14 protein-coding genes are annotated in these 20,429 nt (G+C 74.3%); 5 read left to right on the forward strand and 9 right to left on the reverse strand.

The annotated features are described in order from the left end of the window. Window positions 1-5: 5 nt before the first annotated feature. Complete coding sequence (locus tag M8C11_RS01015; protein WP_252447844.1) at window positions 6-911, reverse strand: helix-turn-helix transcriptional regulator; 906 nt, start codon at window positions 909-911, stop codon at window positions 6-8. A 166-nt stretch (window positions 912-1,077) separates the two neighbouring features. Between M8C11_RS01015 and M8C11_RS01020 the strand changes: the two genes are divergently transcribed. From M8C11_RS01020 to M8C11_RS01030, 3 genes are all read left to right on the forward strand, one after another. Continuing rightward, entirely contained in the window at window positions 1,078-1,935 is an 858-nt protein-coding gene (locus tag M8C11_RS01020; RefSeq protein WP_252447845.1) for an SDR family NAD(P)-dependent oxidoreductase, read from the forward strand. An 88-nt stretch (window positions 1,936-2,023) separates the two neighbouring features. Beyond that, window positions 2,024-2,971, forward strand: coding sequence for a hypothetical protein (locus M8C11_RS01025; protein ID WP_252447846.1), 948 nt, complete (start codon window positions 2,024-2,026; stop codon window positions 2,969-2,971). A gap of 69 nt (window positions 2,972-3,040) precedes the next feature. Further along, entirely contained in the window at window positions 3,041-3,682 is a 642-nt protein-coding gene (locus M8C11_RS01030; protein ID WP_252447847.1) for a M23 family metallopeptidase, read from the forward strand. A 9-nt stretch (window positions 3,683-3,691) separates the two neighbouring features. Here M8C11_RS01030 and M8C11_RS01035 read toward each other — a convergent pair whose 3' ends face one another. From M8C11_RS01035 to M8C11_RS01045, 3 genes are all read right to left on the reverse strand, one after another. Further along, a complete protein-coding gene (locus M8C11_RS01035) occupies window positions 3,692-4,105 on the reverse strand; it encodes a DUF4260 domain-containing protein (RefSeq protein ID WP_252447848.1) in 414 nt (137 codons plus the stop codon). A 144-nt stretch (window positions 4,106-4,249) separates the two neighbouring features. Then, window positions 4,250-5,734, reverse strand: coding sequence for a class I adenylate-forming enzyme family protein (locus M8C11_RS01040; protein WP_252447849.1), 1,485 nt, complete (start codon window positions 5,732-5,734; stop codon window positions 4,250-4,252). A gap of 23 nt (window positions 5,735-5,757) precedes the next feature. Then, window positions 5,758-6,999: a hydroxymethylglutaryl-CoA synthase family protein gene (locus tag M8C11_RS01045; protein WP_252447850.1), complete on the reverse strand. Its 1,242-nt coding sequence runs from the start codon at window positions 6,997-6,999 to the stop codon at window positions 5,758-5,760. Between the two features lie 126 nt (window positions 7,000-7,125). Here M8C11_RS01045 and M8C11_RS01050 point away from each other — a divergent pair, with 126 nt between their 5' ends. Next, window positions 7,126-7,665 (forward strand): DUF1697 domain-containing protein, encoded by a 540-nt coding sequence (locus M8C11_RS01050; RefSeq protein ID WP_120569394.1) that lies wholly within the window; start codon window positions 7,126-7,128, stop codon window positions 7,663-7,665. A gap of 11 nt (window positions 7,666-7,676) precedes the next feature. Here M8C11_RS01050 and M8C11_RS01055 read toward each other — a convergent pair whose 3' ends face one another. From M8C11_RS01055 to M8C11_RS01075, 5 genes are all read right to left on the reverse strand, one after another. Beyond that, window positions 7,677-8,957: a cation:proton antiporter gene (locus tag M8C11_RS01055; RefSeq protein WP_252447851.1), complete on the reverse strand. Its 1,281-nt coding sequence runs from the start codon at window positions 8,955-8,957 to the stop codon at window positions 7,677-7,679. Further along, window positions 8,954-9,772: a Crp/Fnr family transcriptional regulator gene (locus M8C11_RS01060; protein ID WP_256484850.1), complete on the reverse strand. Its 819-nt coding sequence runs from the start codon at window positions 9,770-9,772 to the stop codon at window positions 8,954-8,956. The genes M8C11_RS01055 and M8C11_RS01060 overlap by 4 nt, the downstream gene beginning before the upstream one ends. 499 nt (window positions 9,773-10,271) lie before the next feature. Then, a complete protein-coding gene (locus tag M8C11_RS30380) occupies window positions 10,272-12,527 on the reverse strand; it encodes an acyltransferase domain-containing protein (RefSeq protein WP_308212710.1) in 2,256 nt (751 codons plus the stop codon). 5 nt (window positions 12,528-12,532) lie between these two features. Then, on the reverse strand, window positions 12,533-13,291 hold the full coding sequence (locus tag M8C11_RS01070; protein ID WP_120569397.1) for an enoyl-CoA hydratase-related protein: 759 nt from the start codon (window positions 13,289-13,291) through the stop codon (window positions 12,533-12,535). Window positions 13,292-13,297: 6 nt separating this feature from the next. Then, the gene (locus M8C11_RS01075) at window positions 13,298-14,176 is read right to left on the reverse strand and encodes a DUF6039 family protein (protein ID WP_252447856.1); all 879 of its coding nucleotides are present in this window, start codon (window positions 14,174-14,176) and stop codon (window positions 13,298-13,300) included. Window positions 14,177-14,374: 198 nt separating this feature from the next. Here M8C11_RS01075 and M8C11_RS01080 point away from each other — a divergent pair, with 198 nt between their 5' ends. Then, complete coding sequence (locus tag M8C11_RS01080; RefSeq protein WP_252447862.1) at window positions 14,375-20,428, forward strand: SDR family NAD(P)-dependent oxidoreductase; 6,054 nt, start codon at window positions 14,375-14,377, stop codon at window positions 20,426-20,428. Window position 20,429: the final 1 nt, after the last annotated feature.

Consider the following 20,429-nt stretch of genomic DNA (forward strand, 5'->3'; position numbering starts at 1 on the left):
CGGCGTCAAGCAGGGCTTGCGGGTTCCGTCCTGCTCGCGTCGGGCGCCTCGCGCGGCGGCGTACGGCCCGGCGCCGGCCCGGTCCGGGCGGCCAGCGACCCCAGCAGGCGCAGGTTGTCGTGCGACGGGCTGCCGGGATCGGTGGTGTAGACGAACAGCGTCTGGTCCGGGTCACCGGGCAGGGCGAGAGCTTCGTAGCGGAGGGTGATCGGCCCGACCGCCGGGTGGTTCATCCGCTTGGTGCCGTGCGTGCGTTCGTGCACGTGACGGCCGTTCCACCAGGTCCGGAACTCCGGGCTCCCGATGGTCAGCTCGCCGACGAGTTCGCTCAGCCGCGGATCGTCGGGATGGCGCCCGGCGTCGAGGCGCAGGGTGCCGACCACGTCGGCGGCCACGGTCGACCAGTCGAGGAAGGCGTCGCGGGCACCCGGGTCGAGGAAGATCCACCGGATGTAGTTGCGGTGCCGCGGCGGCAGGAGTGTCCAGTCGGTGAGGAGCGCACGCGCGAGCGCGTTGGAGGCGAGCACATCCGTGCGGCGCCCGAGGATGAGCGCGGGATGTTCGGTCATCGAGGCGAGGAGCTGGTGCATCGCCGGGCGAACCCGTTGCGCCGGCGTCTGCCTGCCGCGCCTGGCCGGCCGGGCGAGGTCGGCGAGGTGGGTGCGGGCGGCGGCGTCGAGCCGGAAGACCCGCGCCAGGGCGTCGACCACAGCGGCCGACGGGCTGGTGTGCCGGCCCTGTTCGAGCCGGGTGTAGTAGTCGACGCTCACGCCGGCGAGCATCGCCACCTCCTCGCGGCGCAGTCCGCGGACGCGGCGTCCCTGCGCATCCGCGGCGATGCCGGCCGCTTCCGGAGTCAGGTCGGCCCGGCACCGACGAAGGAACCGGCCGAGGTCCGATTGTCCCGTCATGACTCGATGATCCGCCGCGACCGCCGTCCGCGACACCGCCTGGGTGGGTACGCCGTTCCCCGGCAGCGCTGGGCCTGCCCGGCCGTGTTCCCGGCCCTCCCTCGTACCCACGATGGAGAGGCGTCCCCGGCCGGGGACACGACGACATCGAGATCCGGGAGTTTCCATGCCCTACCCCACCGCAGGTCCGGCCACGTGGTTCGTCACCGGCACGTCCCGCGGCATCGGCCTCGAACTGGTCCGGCAGTTGCTGGAGCGGGGTGACGACGTCGCGGCGACGACCCGGTCGGCCGAGCGCCTCCGCGCGGCCCTCGGACCGGTCGACCGCGAGCGGCTGCTCGCCCTCGAACTCGACCTGACCGACGCGGCGGCGGTGACGGCGGCCGTCCGGGCCACCACCGACCGGTTCGGCGGGATCGACGTCGTGGTCAACAACGCCGGCTACGGCTTCCTCGGCGCGGTCGAGGAGGCAGGAGACGCCGAGGTCCGGACGATGTTCGAGGTGCAGGTCTTCGGCGTCTGGAACGTGCTCCGCGCGGCCCTGCCCGGCATGCGCGCCGCCCGCAGCGGCCACATCATCAACGTCTCCTCGATCCTGGGGCTGACCGCCTTCCCCGGCTGGGGCCTCTACTGCTCGGCCAAGTACGCCCTGGAGGGCCTGTCGGACTCGCTCGCGGCCGAGGTCGCACACCTCGGCATCAAGGTCAACGTGGTGGAGCCCGGGTACACGCGTACCGACTTCCTGCGCCCGTCGTCGCTCGGCCTGCCGGCGCGCACCACCGACGGGTACGAGGCGATCCGCGAGATGACCGAGGCGCACCTGGCCATGCCCGGCACCCAGCTCGGTGACCCGGTCAAGGCCGCGGCCGCCGTCATCGAGGTGGCCGTCGGCGGCGACGCGCCGCTGCACCAGGTGCTCGGCTCCGACTCCTACGACCTGGCCAAGGCCCGCGTGGCGGCGCTGCTCGCCGACGTCGAGGCCGGCCGCGACCTCGCGTTCAGCACGGACGTCGACGGAGCCTGACCGCGCCGTCGACGGTTCGTGGCGCGCCGCGCGGCAGCTCATGTCGGCGTGATCCGGTGTTGTCGGAGTCCGTGGCTATCCTGTCGCGGTGTCGTACGCCGATCTGAGTTTCTCGCAGTGGAACGATCTCTCCGACGCCGCTGCCGGCCGGCTGGCCCAGGAGATCGCCGCGCGGCACGAGCTGACGGTGGCCGGCGTGCGGAACACGTCGTACGCGGGGCGGTCGCACCGGACGGCGCTGTTCGACCGCGGCGGGATGCGGTTCGCGCTCGTACCCGGCGGCCGGCCGGCGCTCGGCTACGACGCGGGCCGGTTACGACCCGGTCCGCGCCAGGCCGCCGACTACGCCGACAGCGCCGCCGAGTTCGGGCTTCCGTCCCTGACCGAGTACGTCGAGGCGATGACCTCGCCGGTACGCGACGTCGACATGCCGGCCATGCTGGTCGCGGTGGACGCGTTCGACCCGTGCGAGATTCCGCTGGCGCCGGACGACCCCCGGGTGCGGGAACTCGTCGCGTCGGCCGGTGGGCGGTTCGGCGGGGTGCGCACCGTCGGATCGGGCGGTGACGGGCTGACCGTCGAGTTCGACCGGACCGGGCAGGTGGTGCGGGCCCGGGCGATCCGCGAGGTCTCCTACGACGAGGCGATGGCCGGGCTCGCGAGCCTCGGCCTGCGGACGGCCACCCCGGACGAGTGGGAGTGGGCGTGTGGCGCCGGTGCGACGACCCTGTTCCGCTGGGGCGACGACTGCCCCGACGACGGCTATCCGTACGACCACAGGACCGGCCCGCACCGGCAGGAGAACCTCTGGGGTCTGGCGATCGGGCAGGACCCCTACCGGCACGAGGCGACGACCGAGCGCACCGTCGTCTGTGGTGGCGACGGCGGCGGTGCCACCTGCGGCGGCAGCGGCTTCTTCCTGGGCTGGCTCACCATCGCGACCGCGTACCGCGACGAGGATTTCGGCCAATGGTTCGCCTCCGACGACGGGTATGCCGACGAGATCCTGACCCGGCCCGTCGTCGAGCTGGGCTGAGGCCCGGACGGATGCCCGGGAGCCGAGCCGGTCAGGCTGTGCACAGCGCCGCCTGTCATGCTCGAAACGATGACCACCGAGTGTCCCCATGGTTCCGGCCGCCCGCGCCGCCGCGCCCCGCGTGTCCTGCTGGTCGTCGGCGTCCTCGCGGTGCTTGCCGCCGCCGCGGCGGTCGTGGTGCCGCTGGTGCGGCCACCCGGCCCGCGACCGGACTTCCAGCTTCCGGTGGCCTGCGGCGAGACGTGGCGCCTGTCCACCTATCCGGGGCACGACGACTACGACGTCGACCTCTTCCCGACCTCCGGGGAGGCGTGGGGACGGCCGGTGCTCGCCTCCGCCGCCGGCACCGTCACGGTGGCGGGGATCAACGGCTCGCTGGGCGGTCGTACCCCTGAGGATCCGGACGGGCCGCGGGGACGCGGCGGCGGCTACTGGGTGAAGATCGACCACGGCGGGAAGTGGGAGACGCAGTACCTGCACCTGCTCGAACCGCCGTCGGTGAAGGCCGGGCAGCGGGTGGCCCGGGGCGACCAGCTCGGGCGCGTGGGCAGCACCGGGAACTCCGGCGCCCCGCACCTGCACTACGAGCAGCGCCGGGGTTGGGAGAAGGTGGAGGCGTACTTCGACGGCGTACCGTCCGGGATCACGTCCGACGACCGCGAGTACTCGGTGCGGCTGACGAGCGCGAACTGCCGGCCGGCCCGCCCGTGACCGGGGCCGTCAGCGTTCGTCGGCGGCCGGCCCGGCACGGCGGGCCTTCCCGATCCGGCCGAGGTGGGTGTGCTCGAACCCCTCGGTCGTCTTGAGGCCGTAGCCCAGGGCGCGGTCGACGGCGATGTGGAACGCCCACGCGACGGCCAGGACTCCGAGCCAGTCGATCCGGTCGCCGGACGCGGCCGCCGCCACGGCCACCGCGCCGAGCACCGCCGGCAGCGTGTACGAGTGCGCCACGTTGTAGCAGACGGCGCCGACGCGCGGCCCGCGCAGGTAGCCGAGCATGGACAGGTCGAAGACGAGGAAGAGGGCGAGCAGCGACCACCACGGGTACCCGGCCGCGACGGTCACGACGACGGCGAGGGCCGCGACGGCGACGGCCTCCGCGCGCTGCGCCGCGACCGGGTTCAGATGCGGCATCTCCCACCTCGCTGTCTGTCCGTGGCCACCGCCCAGGGCCCGATCACCCCGGTGGCCGAGGTGGCCGGCGGCAGCCGGCTCGCGCCGTCACCGGCCCCGACAGGGTACGCGGCGCAGGCCGCGCGCCGGCGACGACCGCGACGGTCAGCCGGCGAAGCGTTGCCGCAACTGGAACTTGAGCACCTTGCCGGTGCCGCCGCGGGGCAGCACGTCGAGGCGGTGGATGCGGGCGGGAACCTGGTGCGGCTCCAGCCGCTCGGCGAGGAACGCGGCGAGCGTCGCGTCGTCCAGGGCCGGGTCGGCGGCCACGACGGCGGCGACGATCTCGCCGTGCTCCGGGTCGGGCAGCGCGATGACCGTGGCCTCGCGTACCGAGGGGTGGTCGTAGAGCGCGGCCTCGACCTCCAGCGACGACACGAGCTTCCCGTCCGTGGTGATCACGTCGGTCATCCGGTCGAACAGGAACAGCTCGCCGTCGGCGGTGGCGCGTCCGAGGTCGCGGGTGCGGGTCCATCCGCCGGCGTGGACGCGGGCGTTGAGCGCCTGGTCGAGGTACAGCCGCTTGGGCGCCTCGCAGCGCAGCCACACCTCGCCGAGCTCACCCGGCGGCAGCGGCTCGCCCTGCGGGTCGACGACGCGCATTTCGGTGCCGCGTCCGGGGCGTCCCAGCCACATCGGCCGGTCCGGGTCGACGTTGCCCAGGATGATCGCCGGCACCGCCTCGGACTGCGCGTAGGCGTTGGCGATGGTGGCGTTCGGCATGGCGGCGAGCAGGTCGCGGGCGATGCGCGGCGGCATGATCGCCGACGCGTTGCCGATGGTCTTGACCGAGCCGAGGTCGTAGCGGTCCTGCGGGCGGATGGCGGCGAGCCGGATCGCGGTCCACGGGGTCAGGATGAGCGTCGCGCAGCCGTGCGTGGCGAGCAGGCGGGCGATCTCCTCCGGGTCGTCCGGCGAGCACACGATCAGCGGTGACGGCGTCGTGGTGGCCAGCACCGCGACGGTCGTCGCGCTCGACGTGGTGCCCAGCGGCATCGGCGCGAGCAGCGGCGCGGGGTCGACCAGCTGCCCGAGGGCGGCGGACCCGCGCCCGTATGTCAGGTTGCCGTGCGGGTTGGTGAACGGCTTCGCCGGGCCGGTGGTGCCGGAGGTGTAGAGGATGTCGGAGATGTCCTCGGGGGTGACGCCGGTGTCGACGGCGCCGCTGTCGCCCTGGTCGAGGTCCGCGACGACCACCGACCAGCGTCCGGCGTCGTCCCGCCACGGCGGCAGCGCCGCGCCGCGGATCACGCCGGCCACCGCGCACTGGTCGAACCGGCGGCGCAGCTCCACCGCCGGCATCGTGTCGTTCACGTGTACGGCGGTGGCGCCGGCCTTGAGCACGCCGAGGTAGGCGACCGCGTAGTCGATCCAGTCGTCGCCGCCGAACAGCAGCGCCACCCGGGCGCCCCGGCCGGTGCCGCCGAGCCGGTCGAGCACCGCGCGGGCGACGGCGTTCGAGCGCCGGTCCCAGTCGCCGTAGGTGATCGCCGTCTTGCCGCGGACGTTTATCGCCTCCTGCTCGGGCATCAGGCCGGTGCGGTGCCGGAGCAGGTCGGGCACGACGACCGCGGACGTGGGCACACTCATGGGTCCTCCCTCGGATGGCGCGCTCAACTCCACCGGTACACGCGGTGGAAGTCTTCGATCCGGTCGAGCAGCAGCAGGCCCCGGCCGGCCACGTGGCTGTCCAGCACGGACCGGTAGGGGCCGGTGTCCAGGACGGCGTCGCGGACACCGAAGGCACGGTCGGCGGTGTGCCGGCTCCACTCGTCGAACTCGGCGACGGTGAGCCGGCGGCGCTCCTCGACGGCGCGGGCGAGCGGGCGGGCCGCGAGCCGGCCGGCGGCGCGCTCCGTGACGACCCCGCTGAAGAACTCGGACCCGCAGCCGGAGCCGTAGGAGAACAGGCCGATGCGGCGGGCCACCGTGAAGTCGGCGTGGTCGATCAGCGAGCACAGCGCGAGGTAGAGCGAACCGGAGTAGAGGTTGCCGATCTCGCTGGTGTACGACAGCGACGGGGCCACCCGCGCCGCGAAGTCCCGGTCGATTTCGGCCGGCGCCATGCCCTTGGTCTTGCGCAGCAGCGTGCGGTGGGCGCCCTTGACCATCCCGGCGAAGGGGATGTGGAAGACGAGGTGGTCGAACGTGGTGACGATGTCGGCGCCCTCGACGCGGTCCCGGTAGGCGGCGAAGCACCGTTCCAGGCAGGTGAGATAGGCGAGCAGGGACAGGTCGGAGTTCACCACGTCGACGTCCGGCCGGGGCCGTAGCGTGTCCATCACCTCCTGGGTGTGGTACCCGCTGGCGCCCAGGTCGAGCCGCAGCACGTCGGGCGTCCGGCTGACCAGCATCGCGACCGCGCCGGCGCCCTCCGACGGCTCGAAGTAGCTGCCGGTCGCCGCGACGCCCGCGATGTCGGTGGCGACCACGAGCGCTCGCGCGTCCGGCGCCGGGCTCGCGGCGATGATCGCCGCCGCGCTCTGCAGGGCCGCGGTGCCGCCGTAGCAGGCGTGCTTGACCTCGAACGACCGGCAGCGCGGCGGCAGGCCGAGGAGGTCGTGGACGTAGGTGCTGATCGGCTTGCCGAAGTCCAGCCCCGACTCGGTGGCCACCACCACCAGTTCGATCGCCTCCCGCTGCTCCGGCGACAGCGCGTCGACCAGCGGCCGGGCGGCGTTGACGGCGTGGGTCACCTGGTCCTCGCAGGGCAGGCTCACCGACCGGCGGCGCATCATCAGGTTCGGCAGCCGCGACGGGTCCAGGCCGCGCGCCTCGAACAGGCCCGGCACGTCGACGTACGCCCGCCCGGGGTAGACGTGGAGATCCTCGATGCCGACCGCCGTGGTGATCATCCTCGGGCCTCTCCTCTTCGTGGATTCCTCACCGTCGCGGTCCCTGACGTTGTACGGCCCCGGGCCGGGCGTGTCTGCTCAGAGTTGAGCGCCCGCGACCGGCCCGGCCGGTTACCATCCCGGGTCATGACGAGATACGTCGCTCTGTTGCGCGCGGTGAACATCGGTGGCGGTAGCTCGATGGTGATGACGGAACTGAAAGAGGTCTTCGTCTCCTGCGGCTTCGACGGCGTGGCGACGTACATCCAGAGCGGCAACGTCGTGTTCGGCTGCCCCGAGACCGACGAGGTCGCGATCCTGGCCGAGATCGACCGGGGCATCAAGCAGCGGTGGGGCCGCGACGTGCCGGTGCTGCTGCGCAGCCTGGCCGAACTCGACGCGATGATCGCCGCCAACCCGTACCTCGACGTGCAGACCGATCACACGAAGCTGCTCGTCACGATGCTCAGCAGCGATCCCGGCGCGGACAAGCAGGCGGCGCTCGCCGCCCCGCCCGGCGAGACCGGCACGCTGACGCTGCTCGGCCGGGACGTGTTCGTGCACGTTCCCGACGGGTACGGGCGCAGCAAGCTCAGCAACGCCTTCGTGGAGAAGAAGACCGGCGTGGTCGGGACGACCCGCAACTGGCGCTCGGTGCTGAAGCTGCGCGACATGGCGGCGGCCTGACCGCGTACCCGTCATCGCGGGCTCACCACTGACCGGCCGGGCACGGCGCCCGAGGCGCTGTCGCCGGCGTCGGTGCCCTGGCCGAACCGGTCCGCCAGCGACAGCAGCGGGCCGGTGAGAAGCGTCGTGACCAGCGCCATGACGAGCAGGGCGAGGAACAGCGGCGGGCTGAGGATGCCGGCCTGGAACGCGACCTGGAGCACGATGAGCTCGGTGAGCCCGCGCGTGTTGAGCAGGATGCCGATCCGCGCGGCCTCCGCGGGCGGGCAGCCGCCGAGCCGGCCGCCGAGATAGCCGCCGCCGATCTTCCCGACCAGGCCGAGGACGAGGACGACGACCACCAGCGACCACGGCGTGCTGCCGACCGCGCCGGTCAGCGCGGTGAGCCCGGCGCTCACGAAGAAGATCGGCAGCAGCGACCGCCCGAGCCGCGACACGGCGGCGGTCGGCGCGTCCCAGGGCTCGCCGGGCGGCACCGCCAGGCCGACCAGGATCGCGCCGAACACCGCGGTCAGCCCGAGGAGGTGGACGCCGAAGCCGACCACGAGAGCCACCACGCCGAGCACCACGGCACTGGCGGCCGGCCACCGGCCGCACCACAGTTCCGCCCGGCCGCGGCGCAGCACCCATCGGATCCCGCCGGCCAGCAGCAACGCTCCGGCGAGGACCGCCATCGCACGGCCGAAGGTCGCCGGGTCCCCGGCGCCCAGCCCGACGGCCAGGGACAGCAGCAGCCAGCCGATGACGTCGACGACCACGGCGGCGGCCAGCGCGAGGGCCCCGGCCGCCGTCTCCGTGAGGCCCCGCTCGGTCAGCAGCCGCGCCAGCACCGGTACGGCGGTGATGGACAGCGTCACCGCGACGCCGAGCACGAAGGCCGGCATCGGCGCGTCGCCGCGTACGGCCGGTCCGGCGACGAACTGCACCCACAGCGCGACCAGCACACCGCAGAACAGCGCCGGGACGAGCGCCCCGGCGGTGACCCAGGCCAGCCTGCGGTCGTCGCGCGCCGGCCCGACCCGTAGCTCACGCGCGAGGCCGACCAGGAAGAGCACCAGCGCGCCCTCGGCGACCAGGCGCAGGAGCGCGCGTACGTCCTCCGGCAGCACCGCCGCCAGCCCGTCGTGACCGGCGAACAGGACGAGGGCCGGGCCGACGAGGAGACCGGCGACGATCTCGCCGATCACCGGCGGCTGCCGCAACAGCCGCGCCGCGGCTCGTCCGGCCCCGCCGACGAGCAGGAGCGCCACGAGCAGCGCGGCTCCGTGCAGGGAGACCAGGACGGCGCTCACGCGGACAGCTCCCGTTCGCCGCGCAGCAGGCGCGCGCCGTTCACCGGCCGGATCGGGTCGGCGCCCCACCGGGCGGGCTCGTACTGCCCGCACTCCACGTACCGGGTCAGCGCCGGCTCGTTGATCAGGAGATAGCCGCCGGGCAGCTGATCCACCAGCTTCGCCGCGCGGAAGTGCTTGAGGAACAGCCCCACGCGGGACCGGGTGGTGCCGACCATGCTGGCCAGCTCCTCCTGGGTGATCTTCGCGTCGATCTGCATGCCGAGGTTGAGCCGGCGGCCCACCTTGCGGGCCAGTCGCAGCAGGGTCGCGGCCAGCCGGTGTTCGCTGTCCATGGTGACCAGTTGGGTGATGGCCTGCTGCTGGTCGAGCAGCTTGGCCATGAGGAACTGGGTGAAGTGCCAGTTGAGCTGCTCGTCGCTGCTCAGGACGTCGAACAGCTTCGCCGAATTGACTCTCCTGATCACACTGTCGCGCATGGCCCGGGCGGTGTCGTGGCGTGGTCCGCCGAGCAGGCCGAGCTCGCCGAACATGTCGCCCCGCGTGTGGATCGACAGCAGGCACTGCTTGCCGTCGGCGGAGGACGCGATGGTCTTGAACTGGCCGACCTCCACGAGGTACATCCGCAGATCGTGGTCGCCGGAGTTGTACGCGGCCCCGCCTCGGGGGACATGTGTGCGGACGGCGAAAGTCGGGTCGTCCCGGATCAGCCGATTCAGCTCGTTACGCAAACTGGTGGTGGCGCCGGCGATTCGCAAGGAGGCCTCCTGGCGCCCGATGTCGGTGCTCGGGCGTGTTGTCAGGTTCCTGAACATTCGCTGGTGAAATGCGTGACGCTATCAATCGTTGACAGTGCAGCCGCAACGCCGGCAAGTAAATTGCCAGCGCGCTGTCGGCATACTGTCGGAATTGCATTACGGCCCGTGCCGGCCGTTCGTCCCGTTGGCCGCCCTCGGTGCGCCGCGTGCTCGACGCCGGGGCGGGTTCGCCACATATCCGCAGGTGAGGGGCGTCAGGCCGGGTGGAGGCATGGCGCGACCTGCGATGTCCATCGATCCGTGGTGTCTGATTCCTTCCACGTTCGGGACGCGTTCATCCAGTGAAGCAAATGCATGCAAGGGGCCTTCCGGAGGGTGTGGGCGACGGTTGCACATACTGCTCGATCGAGCGGTATTAATGCCCGCCGCCATCGTAACTAATTGGGTGACGGGTGTCTACGCAGAGCAATGACCAGGCATTTTGTGACCTCGGGTCGGTTCGTAGGGGGTGATTGTCAGCGGAATGGGAACCGGCTGGCCTTTTTAAGGATTTAGGTCAATTTGCCTCGCTGAGCAGACGCTCGGTGACCAGCTCGGCGTGCCGGGCCCGCCAGTCGGCCAGCGGCTCCGCCGCGACGAGCCGGTTGAACGCCCCGACGTCGGTGGAGGCCGGCACCCGGTAGTTCAGCCGCTGACCCGGGGTGCCGCGCAGGGCCGCGGCGGTGGCCTCCCGGCAGTAGGCGGCGCAGACCGACGCGAGCACACCCCGGTCGTCCCGCCCCGCGACGCCGAGATCGGCGCGCACCTCGTCCAGCGGGCGGCCGAAGTGCGTCCGCTCCAGCTCGGCCAGCCGCCGGGGACCGACGTCGGCCAGCCGGTCGTAACGCAGGAACATCCGGTACAGCTCCTCGGCACGAGCGGCGAACAGCGTGCCCCGGTGCGCCACCGGAGACCGCGCGCCGAGCTCGAACAGGTCCGGATCGGGCGCCTCGCGGACGTCGGTGACGTCGAGCGCGGCGAGCAGGTCCTTCGCCGCGTCCGAGGTGGCGGCCTCGGCGGTGCACTGGTTCACCGTCGTCGTGACCACGAAGTCGGCACCGAGCGCGAAGGCGGCGGCGACGGCCGCCGGGGTGCCCACCCCGGCCACCCCGATCCGCGCCCCCGGCGCCTCCCGGTCGCGCAGGGCCACCAGGGCGGGCACCAGCGCGTGCGCGTCCCGTTCGACGGCCACGTCGGTGGCGACCGCCTCCCGTGCCGCCGCGCCCGCGGACGCGCCGTCCAGGTGCCCGGCGGCGGCCAGCGCCCGTACCGTCGCCGGGTCGGCGGGGCGCAGGAACCGGACCGCGGTGGCCAGATCCGGGGCGCGGACCAGGACCTGCCGGGGACCGTCGCCGTGCCGGAACCGCACGAGCTGCGGCGACACCACGGCGAGCGGGCCGGCGACCTCCACATGGCGCACGTCGTGGGCGAGGTACAGGTCGCACAGCGCCCGCTCGTCGCCACCGGACGGCCAGGCCACGCCGTACCGGCGCACGTCGCGCAGCTCGGCGAGCGCGGCCCGGATCTCCGGCAGGGTCAGGCCCTGGGCGCCGAAGAAGCCGAGCAGCCCGGCCCCGGACAGCCGTCGCAGGAACGCCGGTGACGTGACGCCGAACGGTGACGACCCGGCCAGGCAGGCGTACCGGATGCCGTAGTCGGCCCGCAGCCCGGACGAGCCCGCCGGGCGCGGACGCGACGCCGCGACCGGCGGCGGCCCGGAAGCGGGACCGCGCGCCACCGGCGGCGGCCCGGGGGCGGGACCACGCGCGGCCGGCTCGGACTGCGGCGGCGCGGCCGGCGGAGGCGGCACGGGAGGCGCCACCGGCGAGGGCACCGGAGGAGCGACCGGCGTGGCCGACGTGGGCGGCGAGGCTGGCGTGGGCGGCGGGACGGGCGCGGCGCGGGCGAGCGGCCCGCCGGGGGCGGGCGCCGGCAGGCTCCCGGCGGCCCGGCGCCACATCTTGGTCAGCACCTCACCGGGACCGACCTCGACCGGCTCGGTCACCCCCGACCGGGCCAGCAGGCACATCGTGTCCCACCACCGCACCGGCTCGACGAAGTGCCGCAGCAGCGTGCCCGGGATCTCGCCCGGGACGTGGGGCGCCCCGGACACGTTGCTCACCACCGGGATCGACGGCGGCGCCGGCGCGACGTCGCGCAGGGCCACCGCGAACGCCTCCGCGGCGCCGGCCATGAACCGGGAGTGCGCCGGCACGCTGACCGCCAGCGGCACGCACCGGCCGGTGCCGTGCCGCCGCACGGCGTCGACGACCGCGCGGACGCCCGCCGCGCTGCCGGCCAGCACGAACTGGTCGGGCAGGTTGTGGTTGGCGAGGTCGACGTCCGGGATGTCGGCCAGCAGTTCCGTCACCCGCGACAGCGGCAGGCCGAGCACCGCCACCATGCCGCCGCCGGTCACGCTCTCCATCAACCGTCCACGGCGGACGACCAGACTCAGCGCGCTGTCGAAGTCCAGGCAGCCGGCGAGGTGCAGGGCGGCGTACTCGCCGAGGCTGTGCCCGGCCACCACCTCCGGCGGCGGCCGGCCGTCCGCCAGCGCGGCCCGGGCGGCCAGCACGCTGACCAGGAACACGGCCGGCTGCACGTACCGGGTGCGGCCGAGGTACTCGCCCCGGACGTCCCGGCACAGCTGCGCCGGTGGCACGCCGATGATCCGCTCGGCGGTGGCGCACTCGGCGGGGAACCGGTCCAGGAGACTCTCGCCCATGCCGGGGTGCTGCGAGCCCTGCCCCGGGAAGACCCACGCGCGCACGGCGATCACCGTTCCCAGGGGTAGCGGCCGTGCGCGACGAACTCCGTGATCCGCTGCCGGACCGCGGGCGCCGACATCAGCCGGCCGAACTCGGTCACCGCGTGCTCGCGCAGCCGGTCGTCGACGCCGGAGAACGCCCGGAAGTACCGCTTGGCGTCGCCGACGACCACCGGGTCGAGGCGGTTGAGCCGGAACAGCAGCTGCCGCAGCACCGTCTCGGGACGCTCGGCCACCTCGTCGACGAGATGGATCCGGTACGCCTCGGCCGCGGAGATCGTCTGCGTGCTCAGCGTCGCGGCGTACGCCTTCTGGAACCCGACCCGCCGCACCAGGAACGGCAGCACACAGCAGGGCAGCAACCCCCACAGCGCCTCCGGCAGCGCGAACGTGCTGCGGGCGGTGGCGTGCACGAAGTCGCTCGCGGCGGCCAGCCCGACACCACCACCGGCGACCTGCCCGTCCACCTGGGCGATCACCACCCGTGGCACGGTGGTGAAGCGTTCCAGCAGGGCGAAGAACGCCGCACCGCCGTCGGAGGCGCCACCGTCGCCGGCGGCGCTCTGGAAGTCCATGCCGGTGCTGAACACGCCGTCCCGCCCGGCCAGGACCACCGCCCGGCAGGCGGCGTCACCCTCGGCCTCGTCGAGCGCCGCGTGCAGCTCGCGCAGTGTCTCGTCGTCGATGCCGTTGCGCCGCTCCGGCCGGGCCAGCGTGACGCGCAACAGCCCGGGCTCGCGCCGGAGCTCGATCGTGCGGTACGCCATCGGTGCTCAGGCCGTGCCGCTCGGCACCTGCGGCAGCAGCAGCGTGTCGCGGATGCTGCCCTCGATGAACAGACGGTCCCAGGTGCCGCCGCCCTTGGACTCGTGCAGCCGGCGCCGGCCGAACACCTCGGTGGCCATCTCCTTGCTCCGCTCCAGCTCGGCCAGCTCGTGGTAGTCGTCGACGCTGCGCAGGTGGATCAGCTGGAACAGGTGGTCCTGCTGGCCCCAGGTCTGCTCGTACAGCGTCGCGGTGACCCGGCCGGCGAGCCGCTCGTTGACGAAGTGCTGCCAGTGGGCCGCGTACATCCGGCCCTCCTCGCGGAACTCGTACTTGACGTCCGAGGTCCGCATGACGATCGCGCCCGCGGTCGCGGAGTTGATCTGCTGCTCCGGCGGCTGGTTGAGCTGGGACGACGCGGGCGGTACGAAGGTCGCCGGCTCCGCGTCGTCGCCGTCGTGGTCCATCCCGTGCTGCGGTACGAGCACGTCCTCGTGCAGGCTGCGGTGGACGAAGATGCGGTCCCAGTTGCCGCCGCCCTTGTGCGGCAGCCGGTCCTCGTCGGAGATCCGGCGGAACTCCAGGTCGTGGTCGACCATGTTGAGCAGGATCCGGTAGTCCTGCGGGGACTTCAGGTGGATGAACCAGTGCATCCGGTCCCGGCCGCCGAACACCTCCTCGAAGGCGAACGAGGTCGCCACGCCCTCCTGCGAGGTGTTGATGTACTGCAGCAGGTCCACGCTGAACTGGCGCCCCTCGGCGGCGAACCCGTAGGCCATCTGGCCGACCCGGTGCAGGATGAAGCCGGAGTTGAGCGTGTGCAGCACCCGCTCCAACGGCAGCGACGATTGGTTCAGCGCGCGGTACGGCTCGACCGTCGTGGTCATCGGTTCGCTCCTCAGGTGAGATCGCCGGTTCCGGCCCGTTTCTACGGGGACGGCCGACGGCGTGTCTGCTCACGGTTGAGCGGGCGTGGCAAGCAAGCGGCCTGCTCAACGTTGAGCAGGCGAAGCCGGTACGACTGCCTAGCGTGATGTCTCGGCCGGGATCCACGGCCGTCGACCCTTCCCAGGCGGGCAGGTGCCGTGACGCAACAGACCGATCCAGCCCACGCCGTTGTCCTCTCCGCCGCCGATCCGGAGCGGCTACGCCGGTCCGCGCACCGGCTGCGCGAGCACGTCTCCGCCACGGAGCCGGCGCTCGACCTCGCCGACGTGGCGTACACCACGCAGGTCGGCCGGATGCCGTTGCCGCACCGGCTCGCGGTGCGGTGCGCGAGCGTCGCGGAGCTGGTCGGCGGACTCGACGCCTACCTGCGGGGCGAGGCCCGCGACGGGGTGCTGCACGGCGTCGCCGGGGCGCCGTTCGCGCCGGCCGCCGCGCCGACCGACGCCGACGCCGCCGCGGACTGGGTCGGCGGCGGCCTGGTCGACTGGCGGCGGTACTGGCCGGGACCACGCCCGCGGGTGCCGCTGCCCGGCTACCCCTTCGGTGCGGCGCCGCCGGCCCCGCCCGCCGCACGTCCGCGCGACCCGGCCGGGTCGCTGCGGGCCTACCTGGTCGAGGTGTACGCCGAGGTGTCCGGCCTGCCCGCCGAGTCCGTCGACCCGCTCCTGCCGCTGGCCGAGCTGGGCCTGTCGTCGTTCCTCGTCACGCGGCTGACCGCCCGGCTGGAGAGCGACCTGGGCGAACGGTCGCGGACGCTGTTCTTCGAGCACGCCACGCTCGCCGAGGTCGCCGCGGCGCTGGCGGCCGCCGGCCGTACCGCGCCCGCCGGGGCGGTTCCCGCCGAGCCCGCCGAACCCGCCGCCGCACCCGCGGCACCCACCGATTCCGCCGCACCCGACACACCGCCCGCCCCGGCCGTCGTGCCGGCCCCGGCGGTCGTGCCGGCCCCGGCCGTCGCCGCGGAGCGGGAGCCGGGGGAGGAGCACGAGACGGAGATCGCGGTGATCGGCGTCGCGGGACGCTACCCGCGCTCGCCCGACCTCGACGCGTTCTGGGACAACCTCGCCGGCGGCCGCGACTGCGTCACCCCGCACCCGCCGGAGCGCGCGCGACCGGGATGGCCGACCCACCTCATGGACGGCGGGTACCTCGACGACGTCGACCGGTTCGACCCGCTGCTGTTCGGCATCACCCCCCGCGACGCCGCCCTGATGGACCCGCAGGAGCGGCTGTTCCTCGAAGTGACCTGGGCCGCGCTGGAGAGCGCCGGGTACACCCGCGCCCGGCTCCGGGAGCGGCACCACTCCTCGGTCGCCGTGTACGCCGGCGCGATGTGGAACGAGTACCCGCTGTTCGGGGCGGAGCGGACCCTGCGCGGCGTCCCGCAGGACTCCGGCGCGACGCTCGGCGGCATCGCCAACCGGGTGTCGTACTGCTTCGACCTGCACGGCCCCAGCCTGACCGTGGACACGATGTGCTCCTCCGCGCTCGTCGCGCTCGACCTCGCCGTACAGAGCCTGCGGCGCGGCGACGCCGAACTGGCGGTGGCCGGCGCCGTGAGCCTGTCGCTGCACCCGAACAAGTTCATCCAGCAGCACCGGATGAAGCTCACCGCGAGCGACAGGCGCAGCCGGACCTTCGGCGCCGGTGGCGACGGGTTCGTACCGGCCGAGGGGGTCGGCGCGCTGATCCTCAAGCCGCTGCGGCGGGCGCTCGACGACGGCGACCCGGTGCACGCCGTGATCCGCGGCACCGCGGTCGTCCACGCCGGACGGACGAACGGCTACATCGTGCCCAGCCCGGTCGCGCAGGCCGACGTGGTACGGCGGGCGCTGCGCGACGCCCGCACCGGACCCGCCGAGATCGGCTACGTGGAGGCGCACGGCGCCGGCACGGCACTCGGTGACCCGGTCGAGATCGACGGCCTGACCCGGGCGTACCGGGACGCGGCCGGGACCGACCTGCCGCCGGGCGGCATCCCGATCGGCTCGGTGAAGTCGACGATCGGGCACACCGAGGCCGCCGCCGGGCTCGCCGGTCTCACCAAGGTCATCCTGCAACTGCGGCACGGCGTGCTCGCGCCGTCGCTGCACGCCGACGAACTCAATCCGAACATCCCCTGGGACGCCGTGCCGTTCCGGGTGCAGCGGCAGCGGGCCGAGTGGGCCGGACCGCGGGTCGCGGGCGTCAGCTCGTTCGGCGCCGGGGGCACCATCGCCCACGCGATCGTCGCCGCGCCACCCGCCCGTACCCGGCCGGTCGCGCCGCCCGGACCGCAGCTCGTCGTCCTGTCCGCCTACGACGAGGACCGCCTCGACGAGGTGGTGCGGCGGCTCGTCGCGTACCTGCGCCGGGACCGCGGACCGAGCACGGCGGACCTCGTCGCGGCGGTCCGGCGGATCGCCGCCGGGGAGCACGCCGGCTCGGCCGCCGACCACGCCGCCGCGCTGCTTGCGCACGACGGGCCGGCCCTCGCCGACATCGCCTACACGCTCCAGGTCGGCCGGGAGCCGCTGCGGCAGCGGCTGGCGGTCGTGGTCGAGGACGTCGCGACGCTGTGCGAACGCCTCGCCGCCTACCGCACCGACCCCGCCGTGCTGCGCGGGCGCGCCCCCGCCGCGCCGGACCCGGACGCCGCGCCGCCGGCCGGGGCGAGCCTGACCGAACTCGCCCGGCACTGGGTGACCGGCGGAGCCGTCGACTGGGCCGCGCTCCACGGGCCGGGCCGCACCGTCGTGGACCTGCCGGCGTACCCGTTCGCCCGCATGCGCTGCTGGGTGCCCGAGGACGTACCGGCCGGTGCCGGGCACTCCGGCACGCAGACGCCGGCCGCCGGGCCGACGCCGGCCGCCGGGGCGTCGCCGGTCGTCGAGCCCGCGCCGGCCGCGGACGTGCCGCTCTACGCCAAGGGGTGGGAACCGGACCCCGATCCCGGACCGGCCGCGTCGCCGGTGGCCGGGGTGATGCTGTGCGTCGGCGGCAGTCCCGATCTCGTCGCCCGCCTCGGCGGCCTGGCCGTGCACGACGTGGCGGACCTCGCCGCCGTGCTGTCCCGCGTGCCCGGCGTCGGCGGACTGGTCGGCCTGCCCGGCGGACCCGGCTGGGAGACCCGGGTACGGATGGTGCAGCGGCTGCTGGCCGAGCGTCCCACCACGCCGTTGCGGATCCTGGAGACAGCCGTCGACGTCCGCACGGCCGGCTTCGTCAAGGTTCTCGGCGCCGAGTACGCCCGCGTCACCGCCACCGTGCTGCACACCGACCGTCCCGGCGACGACACCGACCTCGCCGCCCGGATCCTGGCCGAATGGGTACGGGCCGACGCCTACGGCGAGGTCCGGTACGCCGGCGGCCGGCGCTTCCGGCCGCGCCTGGACCTCGTGCCGGCGCCCCATGCGCCACTGCGGTGCGACCCGGCCGGGGCGTACCTGGTGACCGGCGGCACCCGGGGCGTCGGCGCGCTCGTCGCCCGGCACCTGGCCGCGCACGGCGCCCGGTCGATCGCCCTCGTCGGCGTCCACGCGGACACCGGGGTCGCGGACGACCTGCGCGCCCGCGGCGTGCGCGTGCTCCAGCACGCCGGCGGGTTCCCCGGTGTCGAGGAGTTCCTGCGGCAGGTCCGCGCCGAACTCGGCCCGCTGCGGGGCGTCGTGCACTGCGCCGGTGTGGAGAGCCGCGGCAACCCGGCGTTCCTGCACAAGGACCTGGCGGACGTACGCGCGGTGATGGCGCCCAAACTGGACGGCTTCGAGACCCTGGCGCCGCTGTGCGCCGCCGACCCGCTCGACTTCTTCCTGGTGTTCTCCTCGGTGTGCGCCACGGTGACCGGGCTGGCCGCCGGGGTCTCCGACTACGCCGCCGCGAACATCGCCGTCGACGAGCTGGTCCGCGCGCGGATCGCCGCCGGCCGTACCGAGTTCCGCTCGGTCGACTGGCCGCAGTGGGCACAGACCGGGTCCACGAGCGGACGCCCCAACCCGTGCGCGCCGGCCGGGCTCGCCCCGCTGGACGACGCCGCCGGACTACGCGTCGTCGACCGCGTGCTCGCCCTGCCGGCCGGTGCGGTGGTGCTGCCGTGCCCGCCGCTCGGCGACGCCCCCGACCCGGACGCCCTGCTGCGGCTGCGCCCGCGCCGTCCGGCGCCGGCGGCACCCACCGCCGCGACCGGCGCTCCGCCCGCCGGTACGCCCGCCCCGTCCTCGGCCTCGGCCCCGCCGTCGGCCGTGGCTACGGGCGCGGCACCACGTTCGGCTCCGGCCCCGGTCACGGGAACGGCGCCGGCCCTGACTACGGGCACGGCTTCGGCCGCGGTGGCGTCGGGCGGGCCGACGGCTCCGCCAGGGTGGCTCGTGGGCATCTTCTCGGCGGCGCTGGGCATCCCGGAGCGCGACCTCGACCCGACCGTCGAGTTCGGCGACCTGGGCGTGGACTCGGTGCTGCTCGGCGAGCTGCTGGTCCGCATCGAGGAGCGGCTCGGCACCCACCTCGACCCGGCGACGCTGCTGCTGCACCCCACGCTGGAGCGGCTCACCGCCCACCTCGGCGTGCAGGCCGCGCCCTCCGAGCCCGAGCCGGTGACGGCGCCCGAACCGGTGACCGCGGCCGAGGCGCTGACGGCGCCCGAGCCGCTGACCGCGCCCGTACCCGTGACTCCGCCCGAGGCGGTGACCTCACCCGAAGCGGTGACGGCGCCCGTACCCGTGACTGCGCCCGTACCCGTCGATGAGCCTGTGCCGACGGCGGCGCAGGCGGCCGGCGGCCGGACGCGGGCGGACCTGGACGGACGGGTGGCCGTGATCGGCATGGCCTGCCGGTTCCCGGGGGCGACCGACGTCGCGACGCTGTGGGACAACCTGCTGCACGGGCGCTGCGCGGTCACCGAGGTGCCGGCCGAGCGCTGGGACCACCGCCGCTGGTACTCGCCGGAGCCCGGCCTCGGGCGGTCGATCAGCAAGTGGGGCGGCTTCGTCGAGGACATCGAGTGGTTCGACCCCGGCTACTTCGACATGGGCGACGACGAGGCCCGCTGCCTGGACCCGGCGATCCGGATGTTCCTGGAGGGCACCGCGGAGTGCCTGGCGGAGGCCGGGTACGCCCCGGACGAACTGCGCGGCCGGCGCGTCGCCGTCGTGGCCGGAGCGCGGCTGTCCGACTACGGCCGGCGCGTCCCGATCCGCACCGACGTCCTGCGCTCCGACCAGAACTTCATCGCCGCCCGCGTCGCCCACCACTTCGACCTGCGTGGCCCGAACCTGGTCGTCGACAGCGCCTGCTCGTCCTCGCTCGTCGCGGTGCAGGTCGCCTGCCGCAGCCTGCTCGCGGGGGAGTCGGAGCTGGCGGTCGTCGGTGGCGTCGAGGTGCTGCTGGACCCGGAGACGTACCTCGACCTGAGCGCCGCCCGGGCGCTGTCCCCGACCGGCCGGTGCTGGACGTTCGACGAACGCGCCGACGGTTTCGTACCCGGCGAGGGCTGCGGCGTGGTGCTGCTCAAGCCGCTGGCGGCCGCGCTCGCCGACGGCGACCGCGTCCACGCCGTGATCGACGGCGTCGCGGTGAACAACGACGGGCACACCATGGGCGTCACCACCCCCAGCCCCGCCGCCCAGGCCGACGTGGTCCGGCAGGCGCTGGCCGCCGCCGGCCGCCGTCCCGCCGACATCGCGATGCTGGAGGCCCACGGCACCGGCACGCTCATCGGCGACCCGATCGAGCTGCGCGCCCTCAACGACGTCTTCGGCGACCGGCCCGGCGGCCGGATCGAGATCGGCAGCGTGAAGTCGAACCTGGGCCACCTGCTCAGCGCCGCCGGCATGGCCGGGCTGTTCAAGGTGGCGCTCGCCCTGGAACACGGCACGATCCCGCCGACGCTGTTCTGCGACACCCCGAACCCGCGGTTCGACTTCGACCGCTCGCCGCTGCACCCCACCACGGAACCGGTCGGCTGGCCCGCCGGATCCGAACGCGTCGCCGGCGTCAGCTCGTTCGGTCTCGGCGGCACCAACGCCCACCTCGTGCTCAGTGGCGCGCCACCGGGGCCGGTCCGCCGGGCGCCGCTGCCCCGGCCGGTGTTCCGCCGCCGGCGGCTGTGGCTCGACGGCGACGCGCCGGCCGGGGCGCCACCCCCGGCCCGGCCGGACGCGGGCGAGCCACTCACGGCGTCCCTGCTGCGACTGCAACTCGTCACCACCGACTGAC

This window comes from Micromonospora sp. CPM1 (genome assembly GCF_023896895.1).
GTDB classification, from domain to species: Bacteria; Actinomycetota; Actinomycetes; order Mycobacteriales; family Micromonosporaceae; genus Micromonospora; species Micromonospora tulbaghiae.

What these genes read in the sequence shown, in the direction of transcription:
- M8C11_RS01015 (WP_252447844.1), bottom strand. Translation starts at nt 911, where the DNA reads ATGACGGGACAATCGGACCTCGGCCGGTTCCTTCGTCGGTGCCGGGCC.
- M8C11_RS01020 (WP_252447845.1), top strand. Translation starts at nt 1,078, where the DNA reads ATGCCCTACCCCACCGCAGGTCCGGCCACGTGGTTCGTCACCGGCACG.
- M8C11_RS01030 (WP_252447847.1), top strand. Translation starts at nt 3,041, where the DNA reads ATGACCACCGAGTGTCCCCATGGTTCCGGCCGCCCGCGCCGCCGCGCC.
- M8C11_RS01035 (WP_252447848.1), bottom strand. Translation starts at nt 4,105, where the DNA reads ATGCCGCATCTGAACCCGGTCGCGGCGCAGCGCGCGGAGGCCGTCGCC.
- M8C11_RS01040 (WP_252447849.1), bottom strand. Translation starts at nt 5,734, where the DNA reads ATGAGTGTGCCCACGTCCGCGGTCGTCGTGCCCGACCTGCTCCGGCAC.
- M8C11_RS01045 (WP_252447850.1), bottom strand. Translation starts at nt 6,999, where the DNA reads ATGATCACCACGGCGGTCGGCATCGAGGATCTCCACGTCTACCCCGGG.
- M8C11_RS01050 (WP_120569394.1), top strand. Translation starts at nt 7,126, where the DNA reads ATGACGAGATACGTCGCTCTGTTGCGCGCGGTGAACATCGGTGGCGGT.
- M8C11_RS01060 (WP_256484850.1), bottom strand. Translation starts at nt 9,772, where the DNA reads ATGTTCAGGAACCTGACAACACGCCCGAGCACCGACATCGGGCGCCAG.
- M8C11_RS01070 (WP_120569397.1), bottom strand. Translation starts at nt 13,291, where the DNA reads ATGGCGTACCGCACGATCGAGCTCCGGCGCGAGCCCGGGCTGTTGCGC.
- M8C11_RS01075 (WP_252447856.1), bottom strand. Translation starts at nt 14,176, where the DNA reads ATGACCACGACGGTCGAGCCGTACCGCGCGCTGAACCAATCGTCGCTG.